We start from the raw sequence: 24,758 nt of genomic DNA, 5'->3' as shown, positions 1-24,758 counted from the left end.
AGGGGGGATAGGGAGGGCGTGTGACCTGCGAGGATGCGGCAGTGGGGTCGACACGGAGATACGAGCGAACATACGGGTGGAGACACTGCTTCTATCGTCAGTTCGCTGTTTCATGACGTCCTCCGCTTCCTCCCGATCCGTTCGATCGGCTGCGGCGCCAGTTCGAGCTCAGGAGCCACCTCGGGCTCGGCGTCTGGCTCGGAGGTAGTCGTCGGAGCCGCGTCCTCGATTGGCGCGTAGTTGGCCTGCGACGCGGCGCGGACGATGGCCGGGTCGATCGTCGCCACAGTCGGCGGCAGCGTCCTAACCAGCGCCCAGCCAGAGGGGTGGCCGTCGGCGACAAGGTTTGCGTAGGCATGGAACTGCGGCAGCGCCATGAAGTCCTCTGGCGTCAAGTCGCGGGTGAGCTTGGCGGTGTCCCGAGCGTCTTCGTACTCCGTTGCGAACTGGATCTTGGAGCGAGCATTCATGTCGACCGCTCGGGCGAGGGCTGGTGGGAACTGGGAGCGGAACTGAGCGGCCAGGAACCAGCCGACGCCAAGGGAGCGCGACACGGCGAGGGCGTCGGCCATCGAGACGGGGAGGTTCAGGAAGCGCGGCGCCTCGTCGATGTAGATCGTCGCTGGGGTCGTGCCCGCCCCCGGGTCCCCGGCGCGCTCCTGCGTGGCCTGCCAGATGTCCGCCACGATGAGGCTGCCGAGCAGGCTAGCGGTGCCCGGCCCGACGAGGCCTTCATTGAGGGGAGCCAGGACAATCTTGTTCTCGCGGAACAGGTCGCGGAGGCGGAAGCGGCCGCTGCGCTGGTCGAGCATCCGGATCAGTGCGGGGCGGAGCAGAAACTGGCGCAGCTTGTTAAGGGGCGGGGCGATCGCCGCGGCTTGTGCCTGTGGCGACTGCCCCTCGTACCACGCCCAGAAGCCGGCTAGGGCGACGTCGTTCTGAATGCGGCCGACCTGCCGACGACGGAACGCCGGATCAGTGAGCAGCCGCGTTAGATCGACCAATGTGGCCGGTTCCTCGGGCGTGCTTGCTCTGGCCAGCGTGCGCAGGCAGGCAGAGAAGATGTCCTGAGTCCTCGGGCCCCATCCGTCGCTGAAGACGCTAGCGAAGACCGCAAGGATGCCATCGACCACGACGTCGGGGTCGCGATCGCCGATGTCGAGCGGGTTGAAGCCGACGGGCGCCTGGTCGCCGGCGTTGATTTCGACCACGTCGTCGATGCGGCCTTCGGGAATCCGGGCCATGAGGTTGTCGATGAGTTGGCGCTTCGGGTCGAGTACCGCGACCGCTCGGCCAGCCTCGATGTCCGCCAGGATCAGGTGCTCGATAGCGGTTGTCTTGCCGGAGCCGCTCGGGCCGTACGCGATCCCGTGGAAGGTCTGATCCTGAGCTGAGATCCCAATCTGCCGCTCGTCACCGGGCGCGGCGCTCTGGGCGAAGACACGTGGGCCGGTGTGTACGCCAGGCGCGGCGCGTAGCGGCTTCGGGTGGAGCGGTGGCAGCCCGGGCAGCTCACCGTCTCCGATCGGCCAGGCGAGTAGTCCGAGAAGTTCAGGCACCGCCAGGTGCAACGGCCAGCGCCAGGGCAGCCGTGCCCCATCGAGCGCCTTCGGCTTCTCCGGCGCGAGCGTCATCTGAACGCCGGGACTGCGCGCGGTGGAGATCGCGCTGAGCAGCCCCGTGACGAAGCGCCGCCTCCGATCGCTGTCGCTGCTGGCCGCTCCCAGTCGGATGGTGGCGCGAAAGCCGCTTCGCGAGAGTCGGTCCTTGAGGCGCTGACGCGTCTCCGAGCTGGCGGGGCGGGCCCCCGCCGTGAGGGCGTCGAGCATGGTGCTGTCGGGGTCAGGCACGTCTGCGTGAACCGACCTTGGGATGTGTCGCGGGCCCAGGATGATCTGCATGACGAGGGACTCTCCGGTGTGGAGGCGTACGGCGAGTGCGGAGAGAAGGGCGAGCGTCGTCGGTTCGGCGACGTCCGTACGAAGCGGCAGGCTGGCGGAATGCAGGCGGAGCTGCCTTGCGACGTCGACAGTGGGGCGAGGGTTCGGGCTGGCCGCCGAGAAGCCGGCGAGGATGGTGCCGGGCAGCAGGTCGCCGAGGAGGCGTCTGAACGGATGCACGTCACCAGCTCGGCAGCCGAGCAGGTGCTGAGTGCCGGTCTCGCTAGCGCGTGCTTCGAAGATGACTCGCGGCTCGTCGCGATCGGACGCAAGTCGCTCGAGGAACCGGATGACCGCGGTCGACTCAAGCGGCCGGGGAAGGTGGAGTTGGGAGAAGACGAGCGACGTCGCGTCAGGCGCCATGGCGTCCGCCTTTCTTCGCGGAGGGAGGCGAGTCGCTAGCGTTGGGTTGAGCTTCGACGGCTTGGGCCTGGGCTTCGCGCTCGGCCTCGGCCAGCGCGAGCCCGATGATGGCTTTGGAGAGCTTGCGCATGTCCGGCGTATCCCGGCGAACACTGCGGACCCTTAAGCGGCGTTCACGACGCTCCTTTCGGTTCTTGTTGGTCTTCTTTGGGGCTGGGGTCATAGATCATCTCGCTTTCTCTGTATCACGCTTGTGCTGCATGGATTCAACACTTTGCAACGGATTTACTTATTACCTATTTTCGACGAGACGTCAATAATGTTTGTTTATTTGACAACGCGTGCGCAGTGCATGTGTCGGTTCGCTTTGGTTACCAGCGGGAGCGTCGCCACCGGATGAAGACGACTACGCACCACCCGAGGAAGGCGACCGCGAAGCCGGCGATCAGCCAGGGCACGATGGGCTGGAGAAACGTGACCGCCAGGTTGAGCGCGATGGACGCCCCGAGCATGACGAGGCTTGCATGGAGCAGCCAAGCGAGCGGGTTCTTCGAGCCGCCCTTGTCGTTCACTGAGCGCCTCCTGCGGCCCGGCGGTCACTGGGAACGGGGTAGCCGGTGACGGTGATGTCCGAGTCGATCTGGTTGCCCCAGACCGACCAGTCGGCGTTCGAGAGCGGCCGGCGGCGGGCGAACAGCTCCAGGTAGGGGCCAGGCGACACCCGCTCGATCAGGGCGTACTGCTCCTCCGGCTTATGGGAGTGATCCTGGACTGGTGCCGTGAACCAGGTGGGCTGCGATCGAAACTGGACTGGTGCCTTGCCGCGGGTGCAGAACAAGAGGTGCTCTGTCGTGTTGCGGAGGTAGGTGCCAAGCCCGAGCCGGAACTTCACCCAGGTGAGCGGCGAGCGCACCGTGAACCCCCAGCTTGTAGCGACGTCGTAGCCGTCGCGAAGGGTGGCATTGGTCGTCCAGAGCCAAAGGTGGCTTTGGTCAGCTGCCAGGTCGCCGACGGGCATCGCCTTGATGCGCTCGAGCGTCATGAGCTGGTAGTGGAGTTTGGCGCCGTAGCCTCCTTGTTGGAGCACATCCCATGGCGGGTCAGCCAGGATGGTTCGGAACTGCGTCGGTGTGGTGTGGACGGTTTCGTTTGTTGTTGTCACGCATGACTCTCCTTTCTCTGCCTGGAACGGAACCGGGTGAGGCGCCGGCCAGGTACGCGCCTAGTTATGGACGAAGAGTGGGCGAGAGGGAAACCGTCGGTTCGGTCGAAGGTTCGGGCGAAGGTTCGACCGAACCGACGGGTTCCTTCCGGGGCAGAGCTCTTGGGATCGACGCATCGGAGGTTCTCGATTAGCTGTTGTGTAATTGACTACGCATTAGTTCGGTAGCAGCGGAGTGCTGCCGGGCCGACGGGCGACGAGGGAGCCGAAGAGCGCCTTCGCGACAGCGCCCCGAGGGCCGCCCGACATGATCTGCGTAACCGTCACGGCGCCGTCAAGAACGCCGTCCGGGACTCGGCTGCCCAGCACCACCGCGTGCACCAAACCCGGGAAAGCCCGGAGATCGGACAGCACCTGGGCTGGGTCGGCGTCGAGGAGCAAGAAATCTGACAAAACGACCAGCGTGGCCTGGTGTCGCGGATGCGAGTGGGCAAGCTCCACTGCCTGATCCAGGCTCGGTGCCAGCGTGCTCGAGCCGACGCCGTCCTTCGGTCGGCGAAGCCCCGGACGCAGTGACGCCATGCCGAGCCGCGTGATCGGTACCGGTCCGGCGTCGGTCCGGCACGGCGAGTCGAAGTGCAGCACGGCTCCGAGCTCGCGCCGCGAGCCGCGCCGCGCGACGACCTGAAACGCGTGCTCCACTTCGTCGTAGCGCCGGGCGAGCGGGTCGTTGCCACCTCGTCCGGTGACTGAGCCGGAGTCGTCGAACAGGGCGATCACGATGGTCGGCGTCGGCGACGGCTGGCCGGGGTCGCCCAGCTCGTAGGGCGCGTCGTCGAGGTCGAACTCTTTCTGACTGGCGAGCTGGTCGGGAGGTGCGCCGAGAAATCGGCCCCGTCTGGGGGTACTCGGCAACAGGTGGGAGGGGAGGATCATGCGACGCCACCTCGGCGAGGTCGCCGGCCGATCACCCCGCCCTGCTCACCAGCTGGGAAGCCGTGGCCGAGAACGGCTGGGTTTCGGACCTGGATGCGCCAGGCAAGCGCCTCCATGTGTTCGGCCGCAGCCTGGCCACGGAGCGCGTACTCCTTCTCGATGGATTGAGCGACCGCTTGGCCAGCGGCGCGCAGTCGGAGCGGGCTGGAGCTGGCCAGCTGGAGATGACGGGCTTCAGCGCGCCGCACACGCTTGGCCAAAGCGTCGAGCAAATCCGCAACGTCATCGGCGGCGGAATAGCTGAGCAGCCCAGAGGCCAATGCGGTCGCTGCCGCCAGCATGCCGAAGGTCAGCCCGGCGGCCTGGCCATCCACAGAGGCGCGCAAGGTGCCGACCCCGAGGGCAATCAAGCCGACGACCGCGAGTGACATGAGCCCGATCAGCTTGAGAATGCCCGTGCCGCCGCCTGGGCCAGCGAACAGCTGGTGGTAGCGCTTCTCATCTTCGCTCAGCTGGTCGCGAGCCTGCTGCCGTGCTCTTGTCAAGCGGATGGTCCGCAGCTCGGCGCCCGCAAGGCCGGAGCACACGCCCGCCATGCCGGAGGCGAGGGCGAGGAACAAGGCGATGTAGACGACGTCGCCGTTCATGACGGCGGCGGCCCAGACTCCACCGGTGTCGCCAAACCACAGGACGGGCATGCCCAACCAGTAGCGCAGCTTGGCGCCGGAGGAGCGTTTGACGTGGTGGTTCAGCGTGCGGAGCGCGTGCTGATGATCCTCATGGGCGTGGCGAACCTGCCCCTCGCTCTCCTTGAGCAAGAACTCGGTAGCGGCCGCGGCTGCGGACTCCTCCTCGGCTTGCGCCTGGTGTGGAGAGGCCGCTGCTTCACCGGCCGCTGACCACAGAGCGAGTTGCTCCTCACCAAGCGCCAGATACTCGTGCTGGACGTAGATCGTCCCGATGGTGTTCGGGCGTGGACACGCCGTCGCTCCGTCCAACTGCGGGAGCGTGACCCGGTTGGCTTCGTGCTGCCAAGCTGCCGTCGGATCCTTCTGCGCGCCGATCGCGCGCGCGAGACTCATCGGCCGGCCACCGTGTAGTCGGTGACTGAGACGCACTGCGCCGCGGACGCGTTCTTGCACAGAGCGTCGTAGAAGGCAATGAGTCCGTCCACCATCTCGGAGCTCGGCGGGTCCCCTGAGATGCGGCCCAGGCCCGCTACCAGCACTGATGCACCAGGAAGCGGCGGAACCGCGACGCCGTTGGCGAGTTCGCCTGCGGCCTGCTTAGAGATGACCTTGTCGTCCAGCCGGAAGCCGACGTTCTGGAAACCGTCCGTGAGCAGGTAGAGATGCAGCCGGTAGGGCGCGCCAAGCTGGCCAATCCACTCACTGGCCAGGCGATACTCTGCGCTGATGTCGCTGCCGCCGTTCGGAAGCGACGTGGCTGCCGCCGAGTAGCCGCTCCGAATAGCCGCCATGCTGCTGGTGACCAGGGCAGGAAGCTTCTTCAGGCGTGCGTTGTCGGTCGCTCCGTCGAGGTGGAGCGACTTGTCGATGATGATGTTGGTCGCCGCGCTGCTCGAGGAGAAGACGCTCACGCGGAGACGTCCGCTGCAGATCGCGGTGGTGCGCACGATCGACTCGATGGCCTTGAAGCGCTCCTCGGTGATGGCGTCCGAGCTGCTCGAGCCGCTGCCATCGAGCTGGATGTCCGCGGCCGGCGGTGCGGCGGCGTCGCAGGTCGCGAGGATCTGCTGGTCGGCGGCCAGGTCGTTGTTCGGGCGAGATGCCGTACTGCAGCCTGCGAGCGCGAGCGCCGTGCCGACCACCGCGGCGGTGAGTGCTCGAGCTGGGGTGATACGGGTGAGGTTCGACTTGGTGAAGCAGGACATGGAAGCTCCCTTCTCTGGATACGGGTGCGGCATGAAGCGGGGCAACGGGATGTCGCCCCGCCACGGATCTGACTCCTATTCCTTTGTCACGCGCTTGGATCGGCGTTTGCGGTCGACCCGGGCACTGCGCCTTTCTTTCTCCTCGTTCCGAATGGGGAGAAGAGCCGACTGCGGATCCAATCGGTGGAGTTCGCGGCCGAGCTCGCGCAGTTCAACTTCTTGACGTTCGATCTGTACCCGTGTGCGAATGCGAACGAACTTGGTATAGCGGTTGCGGGGCATGTTTGCTCCATTCTGGAATCGGGGTAGTTGCGAGAAATCGCGACTGTAAAACTGTGCCCTGAGCTGAAACCGTCGCTATTGACTGCTCTTGCTGATCTTTCTCACCTCAAGCCCTGAGCGTGCGCCGCCGGGCGTCCTCGACCTGGCGCTTGCGGAGCGCCTGCGCCTGCTCGTTGACCTCGCGCTGCAGGTCGGCGAGCCGGCGCGTCCGCATGCTCAGGCGCTGTTCGGACCAAGCGCCACCGCACAGGACGCCCATGAGGAAGGCCAGCGTGACACTCAGCGTGAGAAGTAACGGCCACGGCAACTTCTGCTCCTTCGGGGGTTGTCGCTGACCCCTTGAAGCTGCCTGATCAGGCTGGATGGTTCAGTACCGAACCTGTGCAACATCAGGAAGAAGCTGGGAGAAACCAGGATCGAATGACTTTCTGGCGCAGATCCGCCTCTGTGAGCTCACGTAGTGTAGTCATTGGTACGCTTGTCGCCTCGGGCGTCGAGCGCTGCTAAGCGAGGGGTGGCAAGCCGAGCTGCTCGCGGAGGTTGTTCTTGATCTCCAGCGGTTGGGCATGCCCTGCGGTCCTGTGGTCGCGGTCAAGGGCATCAATAAGAAGAGCCGCCATCTCTGGGTCGCGCCTGCCGAGCGATTTGCAGATGTGATATAGATAGTCGAGACCGCCGTCTACGAGTGATTCCAAGCTTTCCTTGCCCTCGGCACCCTCGCAGAGAACACCCGCTAGACCCGCGATGTTCCTCGCTTCTTGGAGCTTGAGTTCGTGTTCGGTTAGGGTTTCATTGCCTTTTCGCTCTATTGATTCAGGTTGTAGTTCGTTCATGAAGATCATTATGTGCTAATGCAAATCAATGTCAACACTCTACGTGACCGCGACCGTTGATCCGGTAGTGTGCGGTGCGTGGACAATGAGCTGCGCGAGAAGATCAACAATCAGCTGACGGCCCTTCGTACGCGAGGATATGTCCGGCTCGGAGATCCACAGCTGCAGCCTGTCGATACGGATCTTCTTGAGCTTGCTGCGGGTAAAGTCCCCGGATTTCGTGACTCGCTATCGAGGGTTGCTCGCGTGGGACTGCTGCTCGAATATGCAATCAGTCTTCTTCCGGATCCGTACCGGTCCCAGCTCGCAGTCCTGTTTGGTGTCGATAAAGCTCTTCCGGATCAGCATTCGCTTCGGGGTAAGTTGGACCCAACTAAAACGGGCGACTTGCGCCAGATGGCTAGCAGGCTTGCTGGTATCGATGACCCCAATACTTATCGGAGAAGAGGGGAAGTTAGTGCGATAGCTGCACTGGCTGAGCAGATAGTCCACAGTTGCTTCGAGTCCCCTGATGATTTAGCAATCGACGGTGCTGCCTCGGATGACGATCCGACGAGCGTGCCCCTCGCGGACGAGCCTCGCGTGATGCTGGGCGAGTCGGCGTCTTCGGGTACAGGCGGTAAGCCGGATGCGGCGCAATCGCGCTCGATCTCCGCGCCTACTCCTGGCGAGATTGTTGAAGCGCCAAGGTCAACCCGCCCGCGAGGTGGCAAGCCACGACGGCGGGCGCTCGCCTTTGGTGGCGCGATCGTTCTTGTTGCTGCCGCGGGTAGCGGTGGTGCTATCTGGTGGTCGTCTCAAGCGTCAGACTCATCGGCTACCCCTCCGCCCAGCCCGCTGGCGGCGCAGTCCTCCTCTCCGGCGTCTACTCAGGCGTCAGTTCCAGTTCCGCCAGCCAATGGATGCGTCGACAGGCTGTGTGTGACTCGATCGTGGCCGACACTTCGCTCGGTTTCGGGACATCGATGCGACGCTGCAACAAGTGTCGCGATGTCATCCGAAGGGCAAGACATCACGGCCTTCGTTGCCGAAGATCCGCGTGAAGAAGCGGCTAGCGCTCCCGGCGGAGGGGCGTGGAAAGAGGGGCACCTACACCTTCTTCTGGGTGGGGTCGATGATCGGCCAACGAACATTCAGGATATCCGGCCACGTATTGAAACGCTCGCGACTGCGCCAAGATGGGTTTACACGCCGCAGGGAGGTTGCGGTGATACGTACGAGCGTGTATTTAATCTGAATCTTGACGCCGGGACGTTCGTCGATGCTGGCCTAGTCGGTGCGCCCGAGGCGGCGACGTCAACTCCTAATGCTCAGCCGCTTGGCCGATCCTTTTTCGTAACGAAGACAGAGTCTGCTGAAGTAAGAGTCGATGCGTTGAGCTGCAGCGGGAACTATAAATGGTATCTTGACATATTATACGCGACCGCGGGCGAGTCGGAGAAGACGTATACCGTCGGCCCGTTCCTCTCGATGGGTAGGTCAGATAAGACGTCGTTCTACACGAATTCAGCTGGGCCAGGTACTCCGCCGCAACTGACCTCCTCCGCTCCGAGTGACTCGATGTGCCGTAGCTAGCCTGAATCTCACGTCTGGAGAAGATCTTGAAGGTTCGTATGGGTCGGGTGCTCCTGTCGGCACTCGTGCTCGTTGCTGCTGTGGCGTGCTCGGCGCGAGGTGGTACCGGATCCGGCGCGACACCATCGAGTCCGTCGATCAGCGTCAGCTTCGATATCAACAAATGCAAGTCTGCGACGCCCGGACCGATCGAGCTGCCCTCATCTGGCCCCGCGCTGACCGACGATACTGGCTGCGCAGTTGAGAATCCCGAGCTCGTGAAGAAGGTCTACCACGAGCTTGAAATCGGGGATTATGACGCGCTCATGAAATACGGCGGCGATCGAGGGCTATGGAATGAAGAGAGGCAGCCGGAGCTGTTGAGTCAACCGGATGTCCGTGCCAAGGTGATGAAGTCGATGACTGTGCATCCACACTGCGATGGCGGCTGCGTCTACCCAGGGTTTACGACAACGGGTTGGGATACCGAGCTGGCTCGATCTGACGCCAAGGCGCTGGGAGTTGATCCGGCAGCGATACCGGATCCTACGGTGCAGATTCCAGTATATACGAGTTTCTTTCCGGATTGCGCGTGCGACTGGCTCGGGGTTGGCCCGCCAAAAATTTGATTGCGGCGATGGATAGTTGAAACTGGTGGAGTCTCTGCGTGTGAATCAGGTGTATCACCACAGAGACTCCACCTTGTCGAGCCACTCGTTTCAGATGGCTCGGTTATTCACCGGTGGTCGCCTTCCCGCGACGGGGCGAGGGCTGACTGGCACCTGTGCCGGCTTCCGGAGTCTTGCCGGTCGTTGCGCTCGCTCCGCCAAAGATGGCCGCGATCGCGGCTCGCTCCGTCTGCGCCTTGCGCTCGATCTGGGCCCTGACTGCCTCGGCCTTCTTAAGAATGACCGGGTCGGCCTTGGTCTTCTCGATCCAGTGCTCGAGTGCGAGACGGATCTCTTCGGTTGTGCTGCGCTCGGTCAGCTGCGCGACGATGTCCAGCTGAGCCCGGAGATCCTCCGTGATGCGGACGGCCAGCGTCCTGAGCTGACCTGCGCCTGGGGTTGGCTCGCTCATAGCGAGTGCCTCCTCGGTGAGTTGCGGCCGGCGAACCGGGATGGTTCGTCTGGTAGGCCGCAGGACCCCGACGAGTCGCTGACCAGCGCGTACTAGCCGCAACCCTATTGATCACTCAGGAGCCGACGAAGTACAACCGTCTGTTCGCGCTCGATGTAAAAACCACGACGAGACGCGGGAGGCGCACCTGGCGCCAAGACGTCGGTTGTGCACTCGCACGCCTCACCCTCCACTGCACCTGCACGGGCGTCTGCACCTCCTGATCACCCGCCGCAGCAGCGATCGGAGATCATCTGAGCGCATTCACTCTAACGTGTCGACGGTGTCATGTATCTGTCCAAGCTGATTCGAAGACGAGTAGTCGCGGCACACGAAAGAGTGAAATAGATGCCTTCGGATGGGGTCTAATCAGGGCTTAGTTACACACAATCACCGGTTTGACCGCTCATCGTTCGACGAATACCGGTTGGCGCATTCTTCGCGCTCAAGGTCGTTCTACTCGTCGGTAAGCGTGTCGGTTCCGCCAAGATGGCGTCTGCGTCGCCTGGGGTAACCCATGAGACGCAGACGCGGCTCCCAGCTGTCACTGGGAGCCGCGTAGTTGTCCGCAAGACCCATCCGACACGCAAAGATCGAGAGAGGCAACGAACATGTCGACGTTACCGCCGCGGGGTAGCGACGTGCCAGAGCAACGATCCCCCGATCGGCTCACATTTTCCAAGGATTCCAACCTCGTCGGCTTCGACGAGCTCTTCGAGGCCGCGGCGGAGCCGGTGGTGGAGGCTGAACCGACCGGCATGGTGCTCGGGCCGGCTTGCCGGACAGCGTGGCCTAACGTCCTGCCGGTGGGAGTTCCGCATCCGCTCTGGGAGCTGCTCCGCCAGGTGGTGTTCGGCGATGCCAAGCACGCCTGGCGTTCGGTGCTGCTTCTGGTGGTGCTCGGTGCCGTGATCTGCGGCATCTTGCTCGCCGGATCGGTAACGCTGACCGCAGCCGGCGCCGCGTTGGTGGGCTTGGTTGGACTGCTGCGGCTGAGCCGTTGGCAGGCTGGCCGAGTGCGCCTCACCTGATAGCCGCGGCGTAAGAGGAAGGTGGGCGAGGTCCGGGGCTGAAACAAGCAGCCCCGGGCCTCGCCCGGCTCACGTCCCCTGCGCTGAATATCCAAACGAGTGCCCGCGTATTCGGGCACCGCCGACGGCGTAGTGGCGATGCTCAGATGGGTACGTTCGTTGTGTCGCTGCGTGAAACCTCCAGCTAGTCGGCCTGGCCAGTTTCGGCGAACGCCTTCAGGACCGTCTTGACGGCATCGGTCACCGGCAGCTCACTGTCGAGCTGGGCCCACTGGTAGACATCGTGCTCCTGGAGCACGACTGGCTTTGTCGCGGCGACGTCGACGGCAAAGTTGAACTGCCTGCTCGCCTTGCCGCTGCCGGAGGTGTAGTCGAAGCTCCCGAGGTAGCGCTGGATCTTCGAGACGTCGAGTCCGGCTTCTTCCTTGACTTCCCGGATCAGCGCCGCGTCGAGCGCCTCGCCGGGTTCAACCTTGCCGCTGGGCAGTTCCCAGAGCCCGCCCATGAAGTCGTCCTCGGGCCGGCGGAGCAGCAAGACCTCGCCTTGCGACTGGACGACGGCGCCGACGACGAATTGCTGGATGCCCGCGACGCTGGCTTCCGAGGCGAGCTGCGTCAGGAGTGTCGAGTCGACCAATGCCTTATCCCCTAGAGTTCGTGGTGGAGGCCGACAACCTTACGGAAGCCGGCCGCGTACTGGCGGGCGAGGGAGATGTCTTGCTGCCTGTGCCAGACCGGCAGCTTGAGCGTTCTGGCGTGCAGACGCTCGGCGACCGGGAACTGGCCCGGCTCGTAGCGGATCTGGTTGGCGTTCGGATGCCACGGAAACAGTGGCCGCGGATCCTGGAAGAGCGGCAGCAGGTTGAGCGGGCAGGTCGAGCCCGGCCGGTCGACTTCGATCAGGCCCTCGGCGTGGAGCGCCTCGTAGAACCGCTCGATCGGGAGCCCGTCGAGCTCTTCCTCCGCGTAGATCACTGGATAGCCGTACCAGGCGGAGCGGACGTCGCCTTGGAGCTTCGGCACGGAGATGCCCTCCGTGTCACTGAGCTCGTCGCCGAGCACTTCAGCGAGCTCGGCGCGTCCCACCAGATAGTCGTCAAGATCGAGCAGCTGCACCAGCGCGATCGCGGCGGCCAGCGGATGGATCCGGAACTTGAGCCCCAGGCCGGTGACGGCGAAGCGGTGCAGCGGGTGATCCGGTGGGATTTCGGTTTTGCAGCGCTTGTTGTAGTGACCGAAGAGCAGGAGCCGGTAGTAGACCTCGTCGTCGTCGGTCAGGACGAAGCCGCCCTCACCCGCCGAGAGCGGCTTCGGGCCGTTCATGGAGAAGGCGGCGATGTTCCCGACGCTGCCGACCTTCTGGCCGGCCACCGCGGCGCCGTGGGCGTGCGAGCCGTCCTCGAGGAGCAGCAGGTTGTGCTCGTCGGCCAGAGCACGCAGGGCCGTCAGGTCGGCCGGGATGCCCCACATGTGCGTCGCCATGATCGCCGTCGTCTTCGGCGTGATCCTGGCGGCGACGTCGCTCACCGACAGATTGCCCGTCTCATCGCAATCAGCCAGTACGGGGATGGCGCCGAGGTGCAGGAGCGGCGTCACCGTGGCGAGGAAGGTGTAAGCGGGCACGATGACTTCGTCGCCGGGCCCGATGCCGGCGGCCGCGTACGTCGAGTGCAGCGCGGCCGTGCCGGAGCTGGTCAGTACGGCGTGCTGGACGCCGAAGTAGTCCTGGAGCGCCGTCTCCAGCTCGGCGATGACGCCCGATCGGTCGTAGATCGAGATGGAACGCTGCAACTGCGCCAGAACGCGCAGATCAGTCCGGTCGTCCATAGGCGGCCAGCTGAAGTGCGGCCCCGGCGCCGAGATCGTCGGCGGGCCGCCGAGCAGAGCCAGCTTGCTGGTCACATGAGCTCCTTCGGATTGACGTGGCGGCCAGCCCCCGCGGACTCGTAACAGGCGGCGATGAATGCGAGGTGCGCGATGTTGTCCCGCGGGCTGCTCAGATTCAGCCGGTCACCCCGGATGACGTGGCAGAAGTGGTTGATCTGCGAGGTGGCGGCCGAGGGCCAGGCCTGCTCACGAGCCAGCGACTCGACCATTTTGCCGTCGTTGGTCATCCGCTGAATCCGACCGCGCTCGAGCCGCACGATGCCGCGACTGCCGACCAGTTGGATCTTCTCGCTCTTGGGCCCGATGAACCGCGACAGCAGTAGCGACCCGTACAGGCCGCTGTCGTAGCTGAAGTGGATGAGCGCCGTGTCCTCGGCGTCGTAGCTGCGATCCGGCCGGGCGTTCGCCGAGGTGTCCGCCAGGATCCGGTCGGGCAACCCGAAGTACCAGAGCAACAGGTCAACGAGGTGGTAGCCCATGTCGATGATGCAGCCGCCACCGGCGACCTCGTTCTGGCCGCGCCAGCCGTCCGACGGATCGTCGACGTGCAGCGTGTAGGCGGCGTCCACCACGATCGGGGTGCCGATCTGGTCCGCCAGCTGGGTGAAACTGGTGTAGATCGGGTTGAAGCGCCGCTGCAGCGTGACCATGAGCTCGACTTCCGAGCGCTCGCAGAGCGCTGTCAGCGCCTGGGCTTCGGTGAGCGACGTGGCGAACGGCTTCTCCTTGAGGATGTGCACGCCGCGCTCGGCCGCCATCTCGATAACCTTCCGGCCGGCGCTGTGCGGCACGCAGACCACCACGAAGTCCAGCTGCTCGCTTGAGAGCATGGCCTGGATGTCGCCGTACCCGCTGACCTCCAACTGGGATTCTTGCTCGCGCACGACGTCGGCGTTCTCGTCGCAGACTGCGACCAGCTCGGCGTCGTCAGCAGCCAGTAGCCCCGGTAGGTGATCCTCGGTCGCCTGCTTACCGAGTCCGACCACGCCAGCCCGAAGCCGGGTCCCGGGCTGAATCGGCGGTGGGACGGGTCCGGCAAGCGGCTGGACCGGATGCAATACCTCCGGCATACAGAACTCTCCTTTCGAAAAGGTAAATCCGTGGGGGTGCGCCCAGAACCTGTGCGAGTTGATGAGGCGAGTCAGGACTCGCTCGTATACCGCCGCTTGCGCGAAGAGGGCTCGCTGGCCTTGAAGCCGGGATGAGTCGGCGGAATCGTGAAGCCGAGGCCGCGCCGGTAGTGCAGGTCACAGGTCCAGCAGGTCTTGACCGGCTTCTCAGCTTCGATCGTGTATTCGACGACGTCGACCAGGCCGCAGAGCATGGTCACCTGGTCGCCGGCCTTCGGTACGCGCGCCAGTCGCGCGCGGTGCCGCAGTCCGCGGACAACCAGGTGCAGTTTGTCCAGATCAAGGTAGATGCGGACCGTCATGACGGAGGTTCGAGCTCGTCGGCGAGGATGCGCATGCTGGAGTCGGTCCGGTGGATGGCAGCGCGGAGCCGCTTAACGCCGCCGGGCTTCCAGGAGAGGTGGCGCATCTCCCGTGCGATCGTCATGGCGGCGTCCGCCATGGCTAGAAACCTTCGCGCAGTCGGTAGGCTTGCCGAACGATGTCGCACGGCCAGACCGCTTCACAGCATGCACACTCACCCGTGGCCGGATCCGGCTTGTGCAGCACGAACGTCAGGGCGATCAGGCTGTACAGGTGGGTCGGCTTCGGGATCCGCTCGCTGACCGTCGACAGCCGTCGCTGCCAAGCACAGGACACTCGTGGGCTCTTGTGCAGGTCGATCGTTCGTACGGCCATGATGACCGCTCCGTCCGTCTCGTCGTCGATCTTGGACGGCATCCGACGCCGAGGGCTTCGCCCGGCCGTCGGGGGAAGAACGGCCGGTGGCGCCCTGGAGGACGGCGCCCACCTCGACGCCGGATGCCGCTTTTGACCTTGGTCGGCCGCCCGGCCCGATCCCAGGGAAAAGATCGGGAAAATTGGCGAAGAAGAACCCCAACCACAGGCTCTGACCTGCGGTAATGTGGCCAGGCGATACGGGCCGTATACGGAGGGGTGCACATGGTCGCCAAGCGCGACGAACTGGCGCGGACGCGGCGAGCAGCTGGCTTTACCCAAGAGGCGCTGGCCGAGGCGCTGGCTGTCGACGTCAAGACGGTCGGTAACTGGGAGGCGGGCAAGACCGAGCCGCTGCCCTACAAGCGGCCGAAGCTTGCCCGCCTGCTCGGCATCAGCGCGGACCAGCTCGAGGCGCTTCTCGTCGACGGTTTGGTACGGCCATCCGAAGCATCCGGGTCTGCAGGCCCACCCGGTTGGATGGAGAACCCGACGCCGGTTAGCCTCCGGCAGTGTCTTGAACACGTACAGCGCGACTACGACACAGCGCCGTCGACCAGCCTGCTTGCGATCGCGTCGCAAAACCACGGGCAAATCGGGTACCTGCGCCGGAACGTGCGGGCGACGCGAGATCGGCGCGAGCTAGTGGTTCTCGAAGCGGAGAGCGCCATCCTCATGGCGCAGCTGGTTTGGGATGCATCGCAGCGCCAAGACCACCGGACGCCACGGACTTACCTTGAGCAAGCCGTCGAAGCAGCTGGACGTGGTGGGGATAAAGTCGCGGAGGCCTACGCTCAGCTGCGGATCAGCTTTCTGTCGCTCTACGGCGACAAGGCGCCGCAGAACGGGCTGCTCGACGCACAGCGATCCGCCGATACTGCTGCGGACGCCAGTCCGGCGCTCGCGGGGTTGGCGCTGCTGCACGTCGCCGAGGCGAACGCCATGCTCGGTGAGCGCGCAGCCTGCGACAAGGCACTTGACGACGCTCGAGCTCAGCTCGACCGGGTTCACGATGTCGACCTGGCCGCCGACTACCTGACGTCGGCCGAGATCGATCGGATGGCGGGTTCCTGCTACCTGTTCCTCGGGCTGCCGGACCAGGCCGAAGTCATTCTGCGGCCGGCGGCCAGCGCGCTGGAGAACAAGAAGAAGTCGCAGGCGATCGTGCTGGGTAACTTGTCGCTCTCCTACATCCAGCGGGGCGAGCTGCAGGCCGCGACGACGTCGCTCCACGAGGCGATCGATGCGCTGGAGACGACCCGTGGCGGCGGTGGACTGACGCTGGCATTCGAAGCGGGTCGCAAGCTCCGCCCGTGGCGCCAGGAGCCATCTGTACAGGACCTGAACGATCGGCTCTTCACGCTGATTGCCTCACCCTGAACCGGGTACAACTGACGCATGGACGTTGAGGCGGGCAAGCGAGCAGTGCGCGAGCGGGTCTGGGCCGCGCTGGACCGGGCAGATGCCGTGGCACCGCCTGGAGCTGCTGGACACATCCCCAGCTTCGTCGGAGCCAACGTTGCCGCCCACCGCCTTGAGAAGCTGGACGTCTGGCGTCGAGCCGCTGTCGTCAAGGCCAACCCCGACAAGGCGCAACTACCCGTTCGCGAAGCAGCGCTCCGCGAGCAGAAGCTCCTCTACATGGCCGTCCCCAGGATCGCGACACCAGAGCCGTTTTACCAGTTAGACCCCGCGAAGGTCGGCGTCGATGCCGCGGCGAGTAAGCGCGCCGCCGAGATCGCACCCACTGTCGGCCCGGCCACCATGCGACCGGTTGACATCGTGGTGTGCGGGACGGTCGCGGTCGATCGCCGCGGCGTCCGGATCGGCAAGGGGGCCGGCTTCTCTGACATCGAGATGGGGTTGCTGGCCGAAGTCGGACTGCTCGGGCCGCACACGACGATCGTGACGACCGTGCACCAGCTGCAGGTGGTCGACGACGAGCTGCCCGAGACGGAGCACGACTTCCGCGTCGACCTGATCATCACGCCGGACGAGATGATTCGCTGCGAGCCGTCGCCGCGGCCACCGGGCATCATCTGGGAGCACCTCAGCGAGGAGAAGATCCGCTCCATTCCGGTGCTTGCGGCTCAACAAGAGCAGCGCGCGTAAGGCGCCCGTTCACCGAGCCAGGTCTAAGCGTTCAACGAGCGCTGCCAGCGTGATGCCGATTGCCGTGGCCACGTGGTGCAGCTCGACGACGTCGAGCCGGCGCTCGCCGGCCTCATACTTGCTCACGAAGGACTGCGGCTCATCCAGCCGCTCAGCGATCTGGACCTGCGTCAGCCCAGCTTCCAGACGCAGCTCCCGAAGGAGTGCGCAGAGCCGCTGGTACTCCGCGGAGTAGATCGACTTGTCCACGGAAGGTAGCGGACCGTAACCCTTGCCAATATCCCAAAATAGGATATTGTCGCCGTCGGCCGAGAGAATCGGCCGTTCACCAGCGCATTTTGGCGGGAGGTGACGACATGCAGAAGACCACGTTCGGCGGTGGTGGCGGCGGTGGCACCGGCGGCTAACCAACCGCGCAGACCGAGAAGCGCGAGGTCCTGGACGCTGTACTCGTCCAGGACCTCGCGTTTTGCTATTCAACAGGAAAACAAAGCTTGCTACAATAAGTCGCAGATGAATCATCTGCTTGACCAGCTCTACAAGACCAAGCTCCGGCTCGCCGGTCTGGTGACTGCGCTCCTCGGAATCGCCCTGATAACTCTATCGCACAGCGTCGATACAGTCCCGATTCTGAGTTGGCTCGTCGGGTGGCCGACCGGTGAAGTCGGCAGCGCGCTGCTGAGCGTTGGTGTCATCGCGGTCATCTTCGAGTACTACGCGCGCAAGGAGACCGCGGCCCGCACGAACGAACAGCTTCGCCACGCCATCCGGCAAGAGGCGCCGGCCATCCGCGAAGTAGTGTTGGACAGCTTCGCGTTCGAACCCGAGACGATGCGGAGCATCGCGTCGAACGGGACGCTCGACAAAATCGCCACGAACGCGATCGGACTCCGCCTGGGCGACGCTGAACTTGCCCGTGATGCCTACGCTGACCTGCGCGAACAGGTCATCCGCTCGCCAGAGCGGTGGCGCAACGTCGACGTGTCAGTGTCGCTCAGTCCCTGGGAGGGTGGCCCTGCGAAGGGCAAGGACTCGATGTTCGTCGCCACGATCCGCTGGGAGTATGAGGTCCGACCAGCCAACTCGACCCTTCGCTTCGTGAGCACCAGTGACCAGGCCGAGTACCGGGAGCTGCTTCGCGATCCAACGGTCGCCGGCCAGTGGATGTTCGAGAGGGTCGGGACTCTCGACGCGAGCTCACAGGAGACCTTCGAGCTCGTCCAGTTCGCCGTCGATGGCGAGGAACGGCCTGTTCGCCGGAACGTACGCCGCGGTGCGCAGGTGTACACCGTCGCGATCGGCAAAGCTGCGACGAACGGCAACGAAGTCACGATCTCATACACCTACCGGATCGTCCTCCAGCGCCACGGTCACCTGCTGTACCTCGATCTGCCTCGGCCGACCAAAGGTTTGCACGTCCAGCTCAACTACGGGCAGGCCGACATCCGATACGTCAACGTGCTGGACTACTTCGCGAGCCCGGACGTGTCTCGGGTCGAACGATCACCGAAGACGGCGCCGGCCAGGACGATCGATGTCGGGTTTGACGGCTGGGTGTTCCCGCGAGCTGGCGTGGCGTTCGTGTGGGTACTCGAGGATGAGCTTAGGCTGGGTAATCTCGCGGCCGTCGTTTCGAAGCGCTAGCAACCGTGCACCAACTGCCAGGTCAATCGGTGTCGGTGCTGGTAAGGCGCCTCGTATCGCCAGCGGTGGCTGGAGGCGTCTCAGCAGCGCAGAAGAACCCGCCCCTGCACTCTCGGTTACCCTCGGGCGATAAGCACTCGACTATGTGTCCCTCGTCCGACTACCGCATGGCGGGGTGTACCACAAGGGGTTGCAACTGATTGTAGCAACCTGGCCCTTATGTGTAACTTCTGTGTGAACCGCCGACGATGTACTTGCTGGCAACTTCCAATGCAGTACTGTGCGCACGTTGGCGAACGGAGAGCTCAACATGACACACCCTCGTCAGGTTGATGACTGGACGGTAGAGCGAGAGCTCGGCCGAGGAGACTTCGCCACAGTCTATGAGGTTACCGGCCAAGACCGCCGAGGGGCGCTGAAACTTTGCACCACGCATAGCGAACCGACTCTTGAGCGACTTGAGGTTGAGCAAGATGCGCTGCGTCTCCTCGATCATCGTGCTATTCCTACGCTGCTAGGCTCGGGGGAATATGACAGTCTTCCTTACTTCGTCATGTCACTCGCGCCAGGAAGTCCCCTAAAAGACCTTATTGAGGATAATCATAAGCTTGGACGCCTGTACGGCGATATTGAGACGCTTCAGCTCCTGTCTCAACTGTTGTCGGCGTTAGCGCATGTTCATGAGAGCGGCTTCGTGCATCGAGATATTAAGGATGCCAACGTCATTCATGATCCAATAGGGATGAAGCTTGCCCTTATTGATTTCGGATTTTGCAAGCAGGCTGGCACTTCGCAGATGCGGTCTAGCGATTCGTTCTGGCGGGTCGGTGCGGCGAGGTTCAGTCCCCCGGCCAAGCTGGCCAATCCTGGCTTCGCTAACCCAAGTCACGACGTTTTCGCGGTCGGTGTCATGGCATACAGGATGCTGTCAGGAGAGTTTCCGTGGTCGGTGACTCGGTATGATGACGTTGCTGCGCTTAGAGTGGCGCAGCTCAACCAGCCACTCGAGCCACTCTCGGAAAAGAACTCTTATGTGCTGCCTCGAGTGTCTCGCTGGGTTGCTGATTTACTGGAATTGGATGATGCGCGCAGGCCTACCGCCACTGAGGCGCTCGCCCGGGCGGAAGCTATCCTCTCGGAAGTCAACGGCAGTAACTTCAGTTTGCTTCGCGGAACCAGGAAGATCGATTTTCCGTTCGTTATTAGAGATCCGATTCATAGAGATATTCGCATAACGGAGTACGAGTACAAAGTTCTCAATACACCTGAGATGCAGCGCCTTCGATCGATCAAGCAGTTGGGACTGACCAATCTCGTCTATCCAGGCGCTGAACACTCGCGCTTAAGTCACTCGCTCGGCTGTCTTGCGCGAACCGAACAGATCTTGCATACCATTGAAGAGCGTGACGGTCTTCGCATTGAGCCGGAGATTCGCCTAACGGCGCGACTCTATGCCTTAACTCACGATATAACTCACATTCCCTTCGGTCACACGCTCGAAGACGAGCTGGGAATCTTTGAAAGGCATGATCAAAATCGTCCTCGTGCAGGTAGGCTGCTAGGAAAGTCGACCTCTCAGGTGGGTAAGCTGCTGAAGCAGAGTGAGTCCGGGCGTCTCTTGCTTGATGAGTTCATTGAAGGAGAGGAGCTAGGTTCACTCCACTCGGAGCTGGTGTCGAGCGTCGCAGGTGCAGATGTACTCGACTATATTGACCGAGATTCGTATTTCTGCGGACTGCAGCATCAAGTTGACAGTGCGATATTCCGTCAGTTTCGGCTGCATGCAACACCAAATGCGGACGACAGTCGACTCATATCGTTGATTGGTGGCAAGTATGGCCTGAGGATTGATCGTGAATTCGCTGTTGAAACTATTTTGAAGGAGCGCTATGCGCTCTTTCTTAAGGTCTATACTCACAGTGCCAAGATTGCGGCATCTGCACTTCTAGGGAAGGCGCTATTCCACGCAACGGAAGGGTCCAGAAGGCTGCGCGAGGAGGATATCGAGCAACTCGGCGACGAAACGCTCCTACAGCGGTTGGTTACTTCTCAGAAGCCAGTTGTCACGTGGAGTGCTAGTCAGGTTAGGAATCGTATCTTGCCGCGCGGTGTTTATCGAGCAGTACTCCTTCCAGAGAATTCGCGTGACCAGCACGCATACAACGACAAGCATGCGTGGCTTGAAGCTAAGAACCTAATTTCCCCTCATGGTCGGCATAAGATGGAACAAGAGCTGGCTCGGCGAGCTGGGTTAGAGCCTCAGCAGGTTATTGTCTATTGTCCCCCGAAAGCGCCTGGCTACCGGCAGGTCGAGCACTGGGTTAGTAAATCCCGGGAGGAATCGCCGACGCGCCAGGGTAGTGAACTGGGTGGAGATATCGCAAGAAAGCATCTTGGTCTTTGGGAGATGTGGGTCTTCATTGTGGGTGTACGAGACAATGATAAGCGCACTAAGCTGGCAGACCACGCGCAGGACATATTTGGCATGCAAAATCTTATTAATGTGTATCGGCGACAAGGTCGGCTATTCTAGCTAGATGCGTTGACTTTCCAAGGTTGAAGGGCGATAATTTAGATAATGCAAATAACTGAAGCCTTGGTGGCAATTGGGGGTCGAGCTAGCCGCCTGCGGGCAGCGGGCATCGAGGTTCCGGTGTCAAAGTCTTTTATTAAAGTTCAAGGGCGGCCGTTGCTGCACTGGTGCCTCAGTTCACTGTATCGCGCAGGTGTTCGCTCAATTGTGTTAGCGGCCGACAGTGTCCTTCAGTATCACGAGGCGCAACTAGTCCTGCGAGAGTTCGAATTTTCGTTCGAGGAAATCAGATTTCTTCGCGACGAGGGTCGGGGGGTGCACGGTCTCCCGTATCACGCGAGAAGTATGATGGCTGATCAATTTATTTTTGAATGTGGCCACAGTGTAATGGCTTCATCCCACTACATGCGGATCGCGGCTGAGAAGGAAGTCGAGAATGTGGTTTTCTCGGCGTTTCACCCCGACCCAAGCAACCTCCGTCAACCTGTACAGCTGGATCAGGATGGTCACGTATCTGTTGGATCACTAGAAGAATCCAGCTTCGCCGTCGCGCATCCATTTGTGGTAGACCGGAGGTACGCCGAGTCATTGCCTAAGCATCAATTTGGTATCGAGCGGATAATCAGTCACTATGCCGAGCTGCATAAACTCAAGTATGTGTTTTCCGAACTCCCTCCAGAGTTTGATGTTAGCGAAGAGTATTATAGGTCATTAAAAATATATGACTCTACTCTGCCTTTCGCGTGAGGCGTCTACTTTTGGAAAGTAGTCCGTCGACTGCTTGGGGGATCAGCCGCCGGGCAAAGGTTTTGGATGCCGGACGACTATCCGCGGCGCTTGAACTGCGCCTGGCCACAGGACTACGTGGTAGAGATCATCGCCGTGGATTCCGTCGCTTGAGATCGTGCTGAGGCCTTTGGCGTAGACACGCACGGTGTAGTCGCCTGCAGGCACTGCAGTGCGACGCACAGCGTCGCTGTAGTCGAGCATCGACACGATGATTTTGCCCGTCTCGACGTGCAGGCCAGCCTCCGTGACGTGGTCCCAGCCGTCGAAGTTGTCATCCGGTGCCTCGGACCGGACGTCAAGGATGACTGGAACGGTCGTCCTCCGGGCGGTGCCGACCCCGATCACCCCCTCGCGCGCCGCGATCATGTCCGTGATCAGTGCCTTCGTCCACGCCCGGTCCGGCTCGAAGCGCGCAGTCTCGTCCTGGACCATGAAGCTGTTGTAGTCGGCGAAGACGTCGAGTTCGGCGTAGGCGAGCTGCTTGCTGCCGGGCGTGGCGGCCGGGGCGCGATCTGCCATGAGGTGTACCTGAGCTCCGTCGGGTAGGTCGTGGATCGTCTGGGCGAGTGGGCCGCGGATGCGCATGCAGGTCACGGCGTCCTTGGCCGCGAGGTTATCGAAGTCGTACGTCCCGCCCATGGTGAACATCCGCAGCGGGATCAACCGCTGGTCGTGTCCGAGCGCTCCGCGCTCGTCCTGCCAGGCAGTGGCGAACTGGTGGGCGCCGCGGCCGGCCGGATCCTCGAGCAACCAGGCCGCCCAGTCGTTGAGGCCGGCCCCGACGGGCGTGCGTTCGGCGGTCTCCGGATCGAAGACGACGATCTCGCGGTTGTCAGCGACCGCGAACTGGCAGCCGAAGAGGTCTTGGCCGAAGCAGAACAGGCCGTCGGCCAGTCCGGCGTACGTGTTCTTCCAGGTCGGCGGCTCGTTCCAGCGGCCGAGCTCCGGGCCGAGGCCGGCCGTTCCTGCGTGGAAGACCTGCACTCCGGCGTTGAAGGCGGTGAAGCCGTTCACCCGGGTGAGCAGCTCGGCGAGCTCGGCCAACGGCCCTGTTTTGTGGCCCAAGGTGAGCTGGATGCCCGGTCCGAGCGGCGCGCGGGCCCCGGCAAGCAGCTGGTCGAGCGGTCGCAGGTCGGTCATCTGTCAGTCCACCAGGATGGTGACGCGTTCGCCGTTGTCCAAGTCGCGGATCTGGTTCCTCACGGAGGACCCTGCACCGCGGTTGTCGAACGGGTCGATGTACTTCACGGACGAACCTTCCCCGCCTTCCAAGAACACAGCTGGTGGGTACTCGTCGCGATCGTAGCCAGGCCGCGTCTGCGGGACCTGCTTCATCGACTCGGTGCGCCGGTCCTCGGCGCCTTCGCGGTCGATCGTCACGTCGGCCGGCTGGGTCCTGGGGAACGACTCGTCACCGCGCCACGACGTACCCATCTGCGCCTCGCGGGCGTGGTCGGCGGCCTCGGGGTAGTCGCCCTGGTCGATGATCACGTAATGCGGGCCCTTGGGCTCCGGTTCGTCGCCGCTGAGGAACGCCTTGGCGTCGTTGCCGCGCTCCTGGAGCCAGTGCTCGGCGGTATCTCCGGCGCGGTCGACGGTGTCGCCTGCCTCGTGCAGCGACGACGTGACGGTGTTGCCGGCGTTTGTCAGGTCGTCGGAGCCGACCAGGCCGCCGACGTCGCGCAGCACTCCGCCGACCCCGTCGCCGAGGTCGTGAACGATGTCGCCCGCACCGTGCACCAGGTTCTTGGTCACCTCGCCGGTCGCGTTCATGATGTTGCTCGTTGCGTCGCCAAGGTCGCTTGCCAGGTTGTGCCCGACGAACTCCGCGGCTGACGTCAGCCCGTCGCCGATGTCGTCGAGGAAGGTCGGCTCTTCCGGAGCACCGGCCTGAGCCTTATCGACCTGGCCGACTGCCTGGTTGCCGGCGGAGTCCAGCTGGCTGCGAGCCTCGTTGAGGAGCGAGCGGGCCTGGGCACGCTTCGGCTCGCCGGGATCCTGGAACGGCGTCGCGGTCGGCGGCGGTTGACCGTGCGACGCAGCTTCCTGTCCGGCCGCTGCGACTTCGTGGTCGTAGGCGGCGCGAGCTTGGCGGGTCGCGTCCTCGGCCTGTTTCCACAGGTCAATGGCTTGCTGCGCCTGCCCCTGTGCCCAGTCGAGGGTCAACGCGTAACCATTGATCGCCGCAGCGGCCCCGTGGAAGGCGTCCCCGGCAGTCAGCCAGCGGGCTGGCTCGGCGTGGGTTCGCTCGTGGTATGCGTCGGCGGCCGGCCCCGACCAACCACCCGTGTCCAGCTTCTTGAAACCCTCGCCGATGCGGATCATGGTGTCGCCGTACACCGTCAGGTGGATGGTTGACGCCCGGATCTCCTTCGCCTCGCCGGGTACGAGGGCCTTCGGGTCGTCCGTATCGCCGAGCTCAGCCATCGCTCATCGCCGTCGCGCCCGGGTCGGCGCCGGTGTCGTCGAAGATGCCCTTGAGCTTGTGCTCGTGCGCCTGGTCGGCCTTGATATAGGCGCCGGCCGCGTCGACCATGCGGCGGGAGAGCTGCTGGCCGTCCTTGGTCAGGTTCTCGACGCCGATCGCCCACCGTGTCGTGAACGACTCGTACGAGTCGGCCAGCTTGGTGTGCCCGATGAAATTCCGGTCGCAGTCGATGTTCTCGATCTGCAGTTCGTCGAGATCTGCGAGCAGGTCTGACAGCCCGAGCCCGGCGTTCTTCAGTGCCTCGACGTCGACAGCAAAGCCGTCTGGCATCGCACCCTCCCCGTGGATGACCAAGATCGGCGCCCACCCTACGGCGTAGCCTCGACACGTTGAGCGACAACTCC

Annotated in this window: 28 protein-coding genes; 7 read left to right on the top strand and 21 right to left on the bottom strand. The window is 63.3% G+C overall.

Annotated elements, in window-relative coordinates; translation table 11 throughout:
- Positions 1 to 110: 110 nt before the first annotated feature.
- From M8542_RS14565 to M8542_RS14520, 10 genes are all read right to left on the bottom strand, one after another.
- The gene (locus tag M8542_RS14565) at positions 111 to 2,303 is read right to left on the bottom strand and encodes a type IV secretory system conjugative DNA transfer family protein (protein WP_257920677.1); all 2,193 of its coding nucleotides are present in this window, start codon (positions 2,301 to 2,303) and stop codon (positions 111 to 113) included.
- On the bottom strand, positions 2,293 to 2,433 hold the full coding sequence (locus tag M8542_RS14560) for a hypothetical protein (protein ID WP_257920676.1): 141 nt from the start codon (positions 2,431 to 2,433) through the stop codon (positions 2,293 to 2,295). Before M8542_RS14560 ends, M8542_RS14565 begins: the two co-directional genes overlap by 11 nt.
- A gap of 241 nt (positions 2,434 to 2,674) precedes the next feature.
- The gene (locus M8542_RS14555; protein ID WP_257920675.1) at positions 2,675 to 2,875 is read right to left on the bottom strand and encodes a hypothetical protein; all 201 of its coding nucleotides are present in this window, start codon (positions 2,873 to 2,875) and stop codon (positions 2,675 to 2,677) included.
- Positions 2,872 to 3,465 (bottom strand): MT-A70 family methyltransferase, encoded by a 594-nt coding sequence (locus M8542_RS14550; RefSeq protein ID WP_257920674.1) that lies wholly within the window; start codon positions 3,463 to 3,465, stop codon positions 2,872 to 2,874. The genes M8542_RS14555 and M8542_RS14550 overlap by 4 nt, the downstream gene beginning before the upstream one ends.
- A 216-nt stretch (positions 3,466 to 3,681) precedes the next feature.
- Positions 3,682 to 4,401 carry a hypothetical protein gene (locus M8542_RS14545; RefSeq protein ID WP_257920673.1) on the bottom strand — a complete coding sequence of 240 codons (720 nt, stop codon included), beginning with the start codon at positions 4,399 to 4,401 and terminating at the stop codon, positions 3,682 to 3,684.
- Positions 4,398 to 5,483 (bottom strand): hypothetical protein, encoded by a 1,086-nt coding sequence (locus M8542_RS14540; RefSeq protein WP_257920672.1) that lies wholly within the window; start codon positions 5,481 to 5,483, stop codon positions 4,398 to 4,400. Before M8542_RS14540 ends, M8542_RS14545 begins: the two co-directional genes overlap by 4 nt.
- Positions 5,480 to 6,295 (bottom strand): hypothetical protein, encoded by an 816-nt coding sequence (locus M8542_RS14535; protein ID WP_257920671.1) that lies wholly within the window; start codon positions 6,293 to 6,295, stop codon positions 5,480 to 5,482. The genes M8542_RS14540 and M8542_RS14535 overlap by 4 nt, the downstream gene beginning before the upstream one ends.
- Positions 6,296 to 6,370: 75 nt before the next feature.
- Positions 6,371 to 6,577 (bottom strand): hypothetical protein, encoded by a 207-nt coding sequence (locus tag M8542_RS14530; protein ID WP_257920670.1) that lies wholly within the window; start codon positions 6,575 to 6,577, stop codon positions 6,371 to 6,373.
- A gap of 106 nt (positions 6,578 to 6,683) precedes the next feature.
- The gene (locus M8542_RS14525) at positions 6,684 to 6,884 is read right to left on the bottom strand and encodes a hypothetical protein (protein ID WP_257920669.1); all 201 of its coding nucleotides are present in this window, start codon (positions 6,882 to 6,884) and stop codon (positions 6,684 to 6,686) included.
- A gap of 196 nt (positions 6,885 to 7,080) precedes the next feature.
- Positions 7,081 to 7,410 (bottom strand): hypothetical protein, encoded by a 330-nt coding sequence (locus M8542_RS14520; RefSeq protein ID WP_257920668.1) that lies wholly within the window; start codon positions 7,408 to 7,410, stop codon positions 7,081 to 7,083.
- Between the two features lie 1,622 nt (positions 7,411 to 9,032).
- Here M8542_RS14520 and M8542_RS14515 point away from each other — a divergent pair.
- On the top strand, positions 9,033 to 9,593 hold the full coding sequence (locus M8542_RS14515; RefSeq protein WP_257920667.1) for a hypothetical protein: 561 nt from the start codon (positions 9,033 to 9,035) through the stop codon (positions 9,591 to 9,593).
- Positions 9,594 to 9,696: 103 nt separating this feature from the next.
- Here the strand turns inward: M8542_RS14515 and M8542_RS14510 are convergent, their stop codons facing one another.
- The gene (locus M8542_RS14510) at positions 9,697 to 10,044 is read right to left on the bottom strand and encodes a ribbon-helix-helix domain-containing protein (protein ID WP_257920666.1); all 348 of its coding nucleotides are present in this window, start codon (positions 10,042 to 10,044) and stop codon (positions 9,697 to 9,699) included.
- A gap of 680 nt (positions 10,045 to 10,724) precedes the next feature.
- Here M8542_RS14510 and M8542_RS14505 point away from each other — a divergent pair.
- Positions 10,725 to 11,114 (top strand): hypothetical protein, encoded by a 390-nt coding sequence (locus M8542_RS14505; protein ID WP_257920665.1) that lies wholly within the window; start codon positions 10,725 to 10,727, stop codon positions 11,112 to 11,114.
- 184 nt (positions 11,115 to 11,298) lie between these two features.
- Here M8542_RS14505 and M8542_RS14500 read toward each other — a convergent pair whose 3' ends face one another.
- From M8542_RS14500 to M8542_RS14475, 6 genes are all read right to left on the bottom strand, one after another.
- On the bottom strand, positions 11,299 to 11,751 hold the full coding sequence (locus tag M8542_RS14500; RefSeq protein ID WP_257920664.1) for an NUDIX hydrolase: 453 nt from the start codon (positions 11,749 to 11,751) through the stop codon (positions 11,299 to 11,301).
- Between the two features lie 11 nt (positions 11,752 to 11,762).
- Positions 11,763 to 13,016: a DegT/DnrJ/EryC1/StrS family aminotransferase gene (locus M8542_RS14495; RefSeq protein WP_257920663.1), complete on the bottom strand. Its 1,254-nt coding sequence runs from the start codon at positions 13,014 to 13,016 to the stop codon at positions 11,763 to 11,765.
- A complete protein-coding gene (locus M8542_RS14490) occupies positions 13,013 to 14,071 on the bottom strand; it encodes a Gfo/Idh/MocA family protein (protein ID WP_257920662.1) in 1,059 nt (352 codons plus the stop codon). The genes M8542_RS14495 and M8542_RS14490 overlap by 4 nt, the downstream gene beginning before the upstream one ends.
- A gap of 71 nt (positions 14,072 to 14,142) precedes the next feature.
- Positions 14,143 to 14,433 (bottom strand): hypothetical protein, encoded by a 291-nt coding sequence (locus M8542_RS14485; RefSeq protein WP_257920661.1) that lies wholly within the window; start codon positions 14,431 to 14,433, stop codon positions 14,143 to 14,145.
- Positions 14,430 to 14,573 carry a hypothetical protein gene (locus M8542_RS14480; protein ID WP_257920660.1) on the bottom strand — a complete coding sequence of 48 codons (144 nt, stop codon included), beginning with the start codon at positions 14,571 to 14,573 and terminating at the stop codon, positions 14,430 to 14,432. The genes M8542_RS14485 and M8542_RS14480 overlap by 4 nt, the downstream gene beginning before the upstream one ends.
- A gap of 2 nt (positions 14,574 to 14,575) precedes the next feature.
- Positions 14,576 to 14,851 (bottom strand): hypothetical protein, encoded by a 276-nt coding sequence (locus tag M8542_RS14475; RefSeq protein ID WP_257920659.1) that lies wholly within the window; start codon positions 14,849 to 14,851, stop codon positions 14,576 to 14,578.
- A 222-nt stretch (positions 14,852 to 15,073) separates the two neighbouring features.
- Between M8542_RS14475 and M8542_RS14470 the strand changes: the two genes are divergently transcribed.
- Together M8542_RS14470 and M8542_RS14465 are read left to right on the top strand one after the other, a co-directional pair.
- Positions 15,074 to 16,228: a helix-turn-helix transcriptional regulator gene (locus tag M8542_RS14470; protein ID WP_257920658.1), complete on the top strand. Its 1,155-nt coding sequence runs from the start codon at positions 15,074 to 15,076 to the stop codon at positions 16,226 to 16,228.
- Positions 16,229 to 16,246: 18 nt separating this feature from the next.
- Complete coding sequence (locus M8542_RS14465) at positions 16,247 to 16,960, top strand: 5-formyltetrahydrofolate cyclo-ligase (RefSeq protein WP_257920657.1); 714 nt, start codon at positions 16,247 to 16,249, stop codon at positions 16,958 to 16,960.
- Between the two features lie 9 nt (positions 16,961 to 16,969).
- Here the strand turns inward: M8542_RS14465 and M8542_RS50360 are convergent, their stop codons facing one another.
- The gene (locus tag M8542_RS50360; protein ID WP_257920656.1) at positions 16,970 to 17,209 is read right to left on the bottom strand and encodes a helix-turn-helix domain-containing protein; all 240 of its coding nucleotides are present in this window, start codon (positions 17,207 to 17,209) and stop codon (positions 16,970 to 16,972) included.
- Positions 17,210 to 17,473: 264 nt separating this feature from the next.
- Here M8542_RS50360 and M8542_RS14455 point away from each other — a divergent pair, with 264 nt between their 5' ends.
- The 3 genes from M8542_RS14455 to M8542_RS14445 all read left to right on the top strand — a co-directional run bounded on the left by M8542_RS14455 (position 17,474) and on the right by M8542_RS14445 (position 21,884).
- On the top strand, positions 17,474 to 18,604 hold the full coding sequence (locus tag M8542_RS14455; RefSeq protein WP_257920655.1) for a hypothetical protein: 1,131 nt from the start codon (positions 17,474 to 17,476) through the stop codon (positions 18,602 to 18,604).
- 289 nt (positions 18,605 to 18,893) lie between these two features.
- Complete coding sequence (locus M8542_RS14450; protein WP_257920654.1) at positions 18,894 to 21,137, top strand: protein kinase domain-containing protein; 2,244 nt, start codon at positions 18,894 to 18,896, stop codon at positions 21,135 to 21,137.
- A gap of 45 nt (positions 21,138 to 21,182) precedes the next feature.
- Positions 21,183 to 21,884 carry a glycosyltransferase family protein gene (locus M8542_RS14445; RefSeq protein ID WP_257920653.1) on the top strand — a complete coding sequence of 234 codons (702 nt, stop codon included), beginning with the start codon at positions 21,183 to 21,185 and terminating at the stop codon, positions 21,882 to 21,884.
- Positions 21,885 to 21,926: 42 nt separating this feature from the next.
- Here the strand turns inward: M8542_RS14445 and M8542_RS14440 are convergent, their stop codons facing one another.
- From M8542_RS14440 to M8542_RS14430, 3 genes are read right to left on the bottom strand one after another with little or no spacing between them, the layout of a single operon-like run.
- Positions 21,927 to 23,066 carry a hypothetical protein gene (locus M8542_RS14440; RefSeq protein WP_257920652.1) on the bottom strand — a complete coding sequence of 380 codons (1,140 nt, stop codon included), beginning with the start codon at positions 23,064 to 23,066 and terminating at the stop codon, positions 21,927 to 21,929.
- Positions 23,067 to 23,069: 3 nt separating this feature from the next.
- Positions 23,070 to 24,353 carry a putative T7SS-secreted protein gene (locus M8542_RS49945; RefSeq protein WP_276586506.1) on the bottom strand — a complete coding sequence of 428 codons (1,284 nt, stop codon included), beginning with the start codon at positions 24,351 to 24,353 and terminating at the stop codon, positions 23,070 to 23,072.
- Positions 24,346 to 24,684 carry a hypothetical protein gene (locus M8542_RS14430; protein ID WP_257920651.1) on the bottom strand — a complete coding sequence of 113 codons (339 nt, stop codon included), beginning with the start codon at positions 24,682 to 24,684 and terminating at the stop codon, positions 24,346 to 24,348. The genes M8542_RS49945 and M8542_RS14430 overlap by 8 nt, the downstream gene beginning before the upstream one ends.
- Between the last annotated feature and the right edge of the window lie 74 nt (positions 24,685 to 24,758).

Origin of the sequence: Amycolatopsis iheyensis, assembly GCF_024703995.1 — a bacterium.
Lineage (GTDB): Bacteria > Actinomycetota > Actinomycetes > Mycobacteriales > Pseudonocardiaceae > Amycolatopsis > Amycolatopsis iheyensis.
This window is presented reverse-complemented; position numbering and strand designations above follow the sequence as displayed.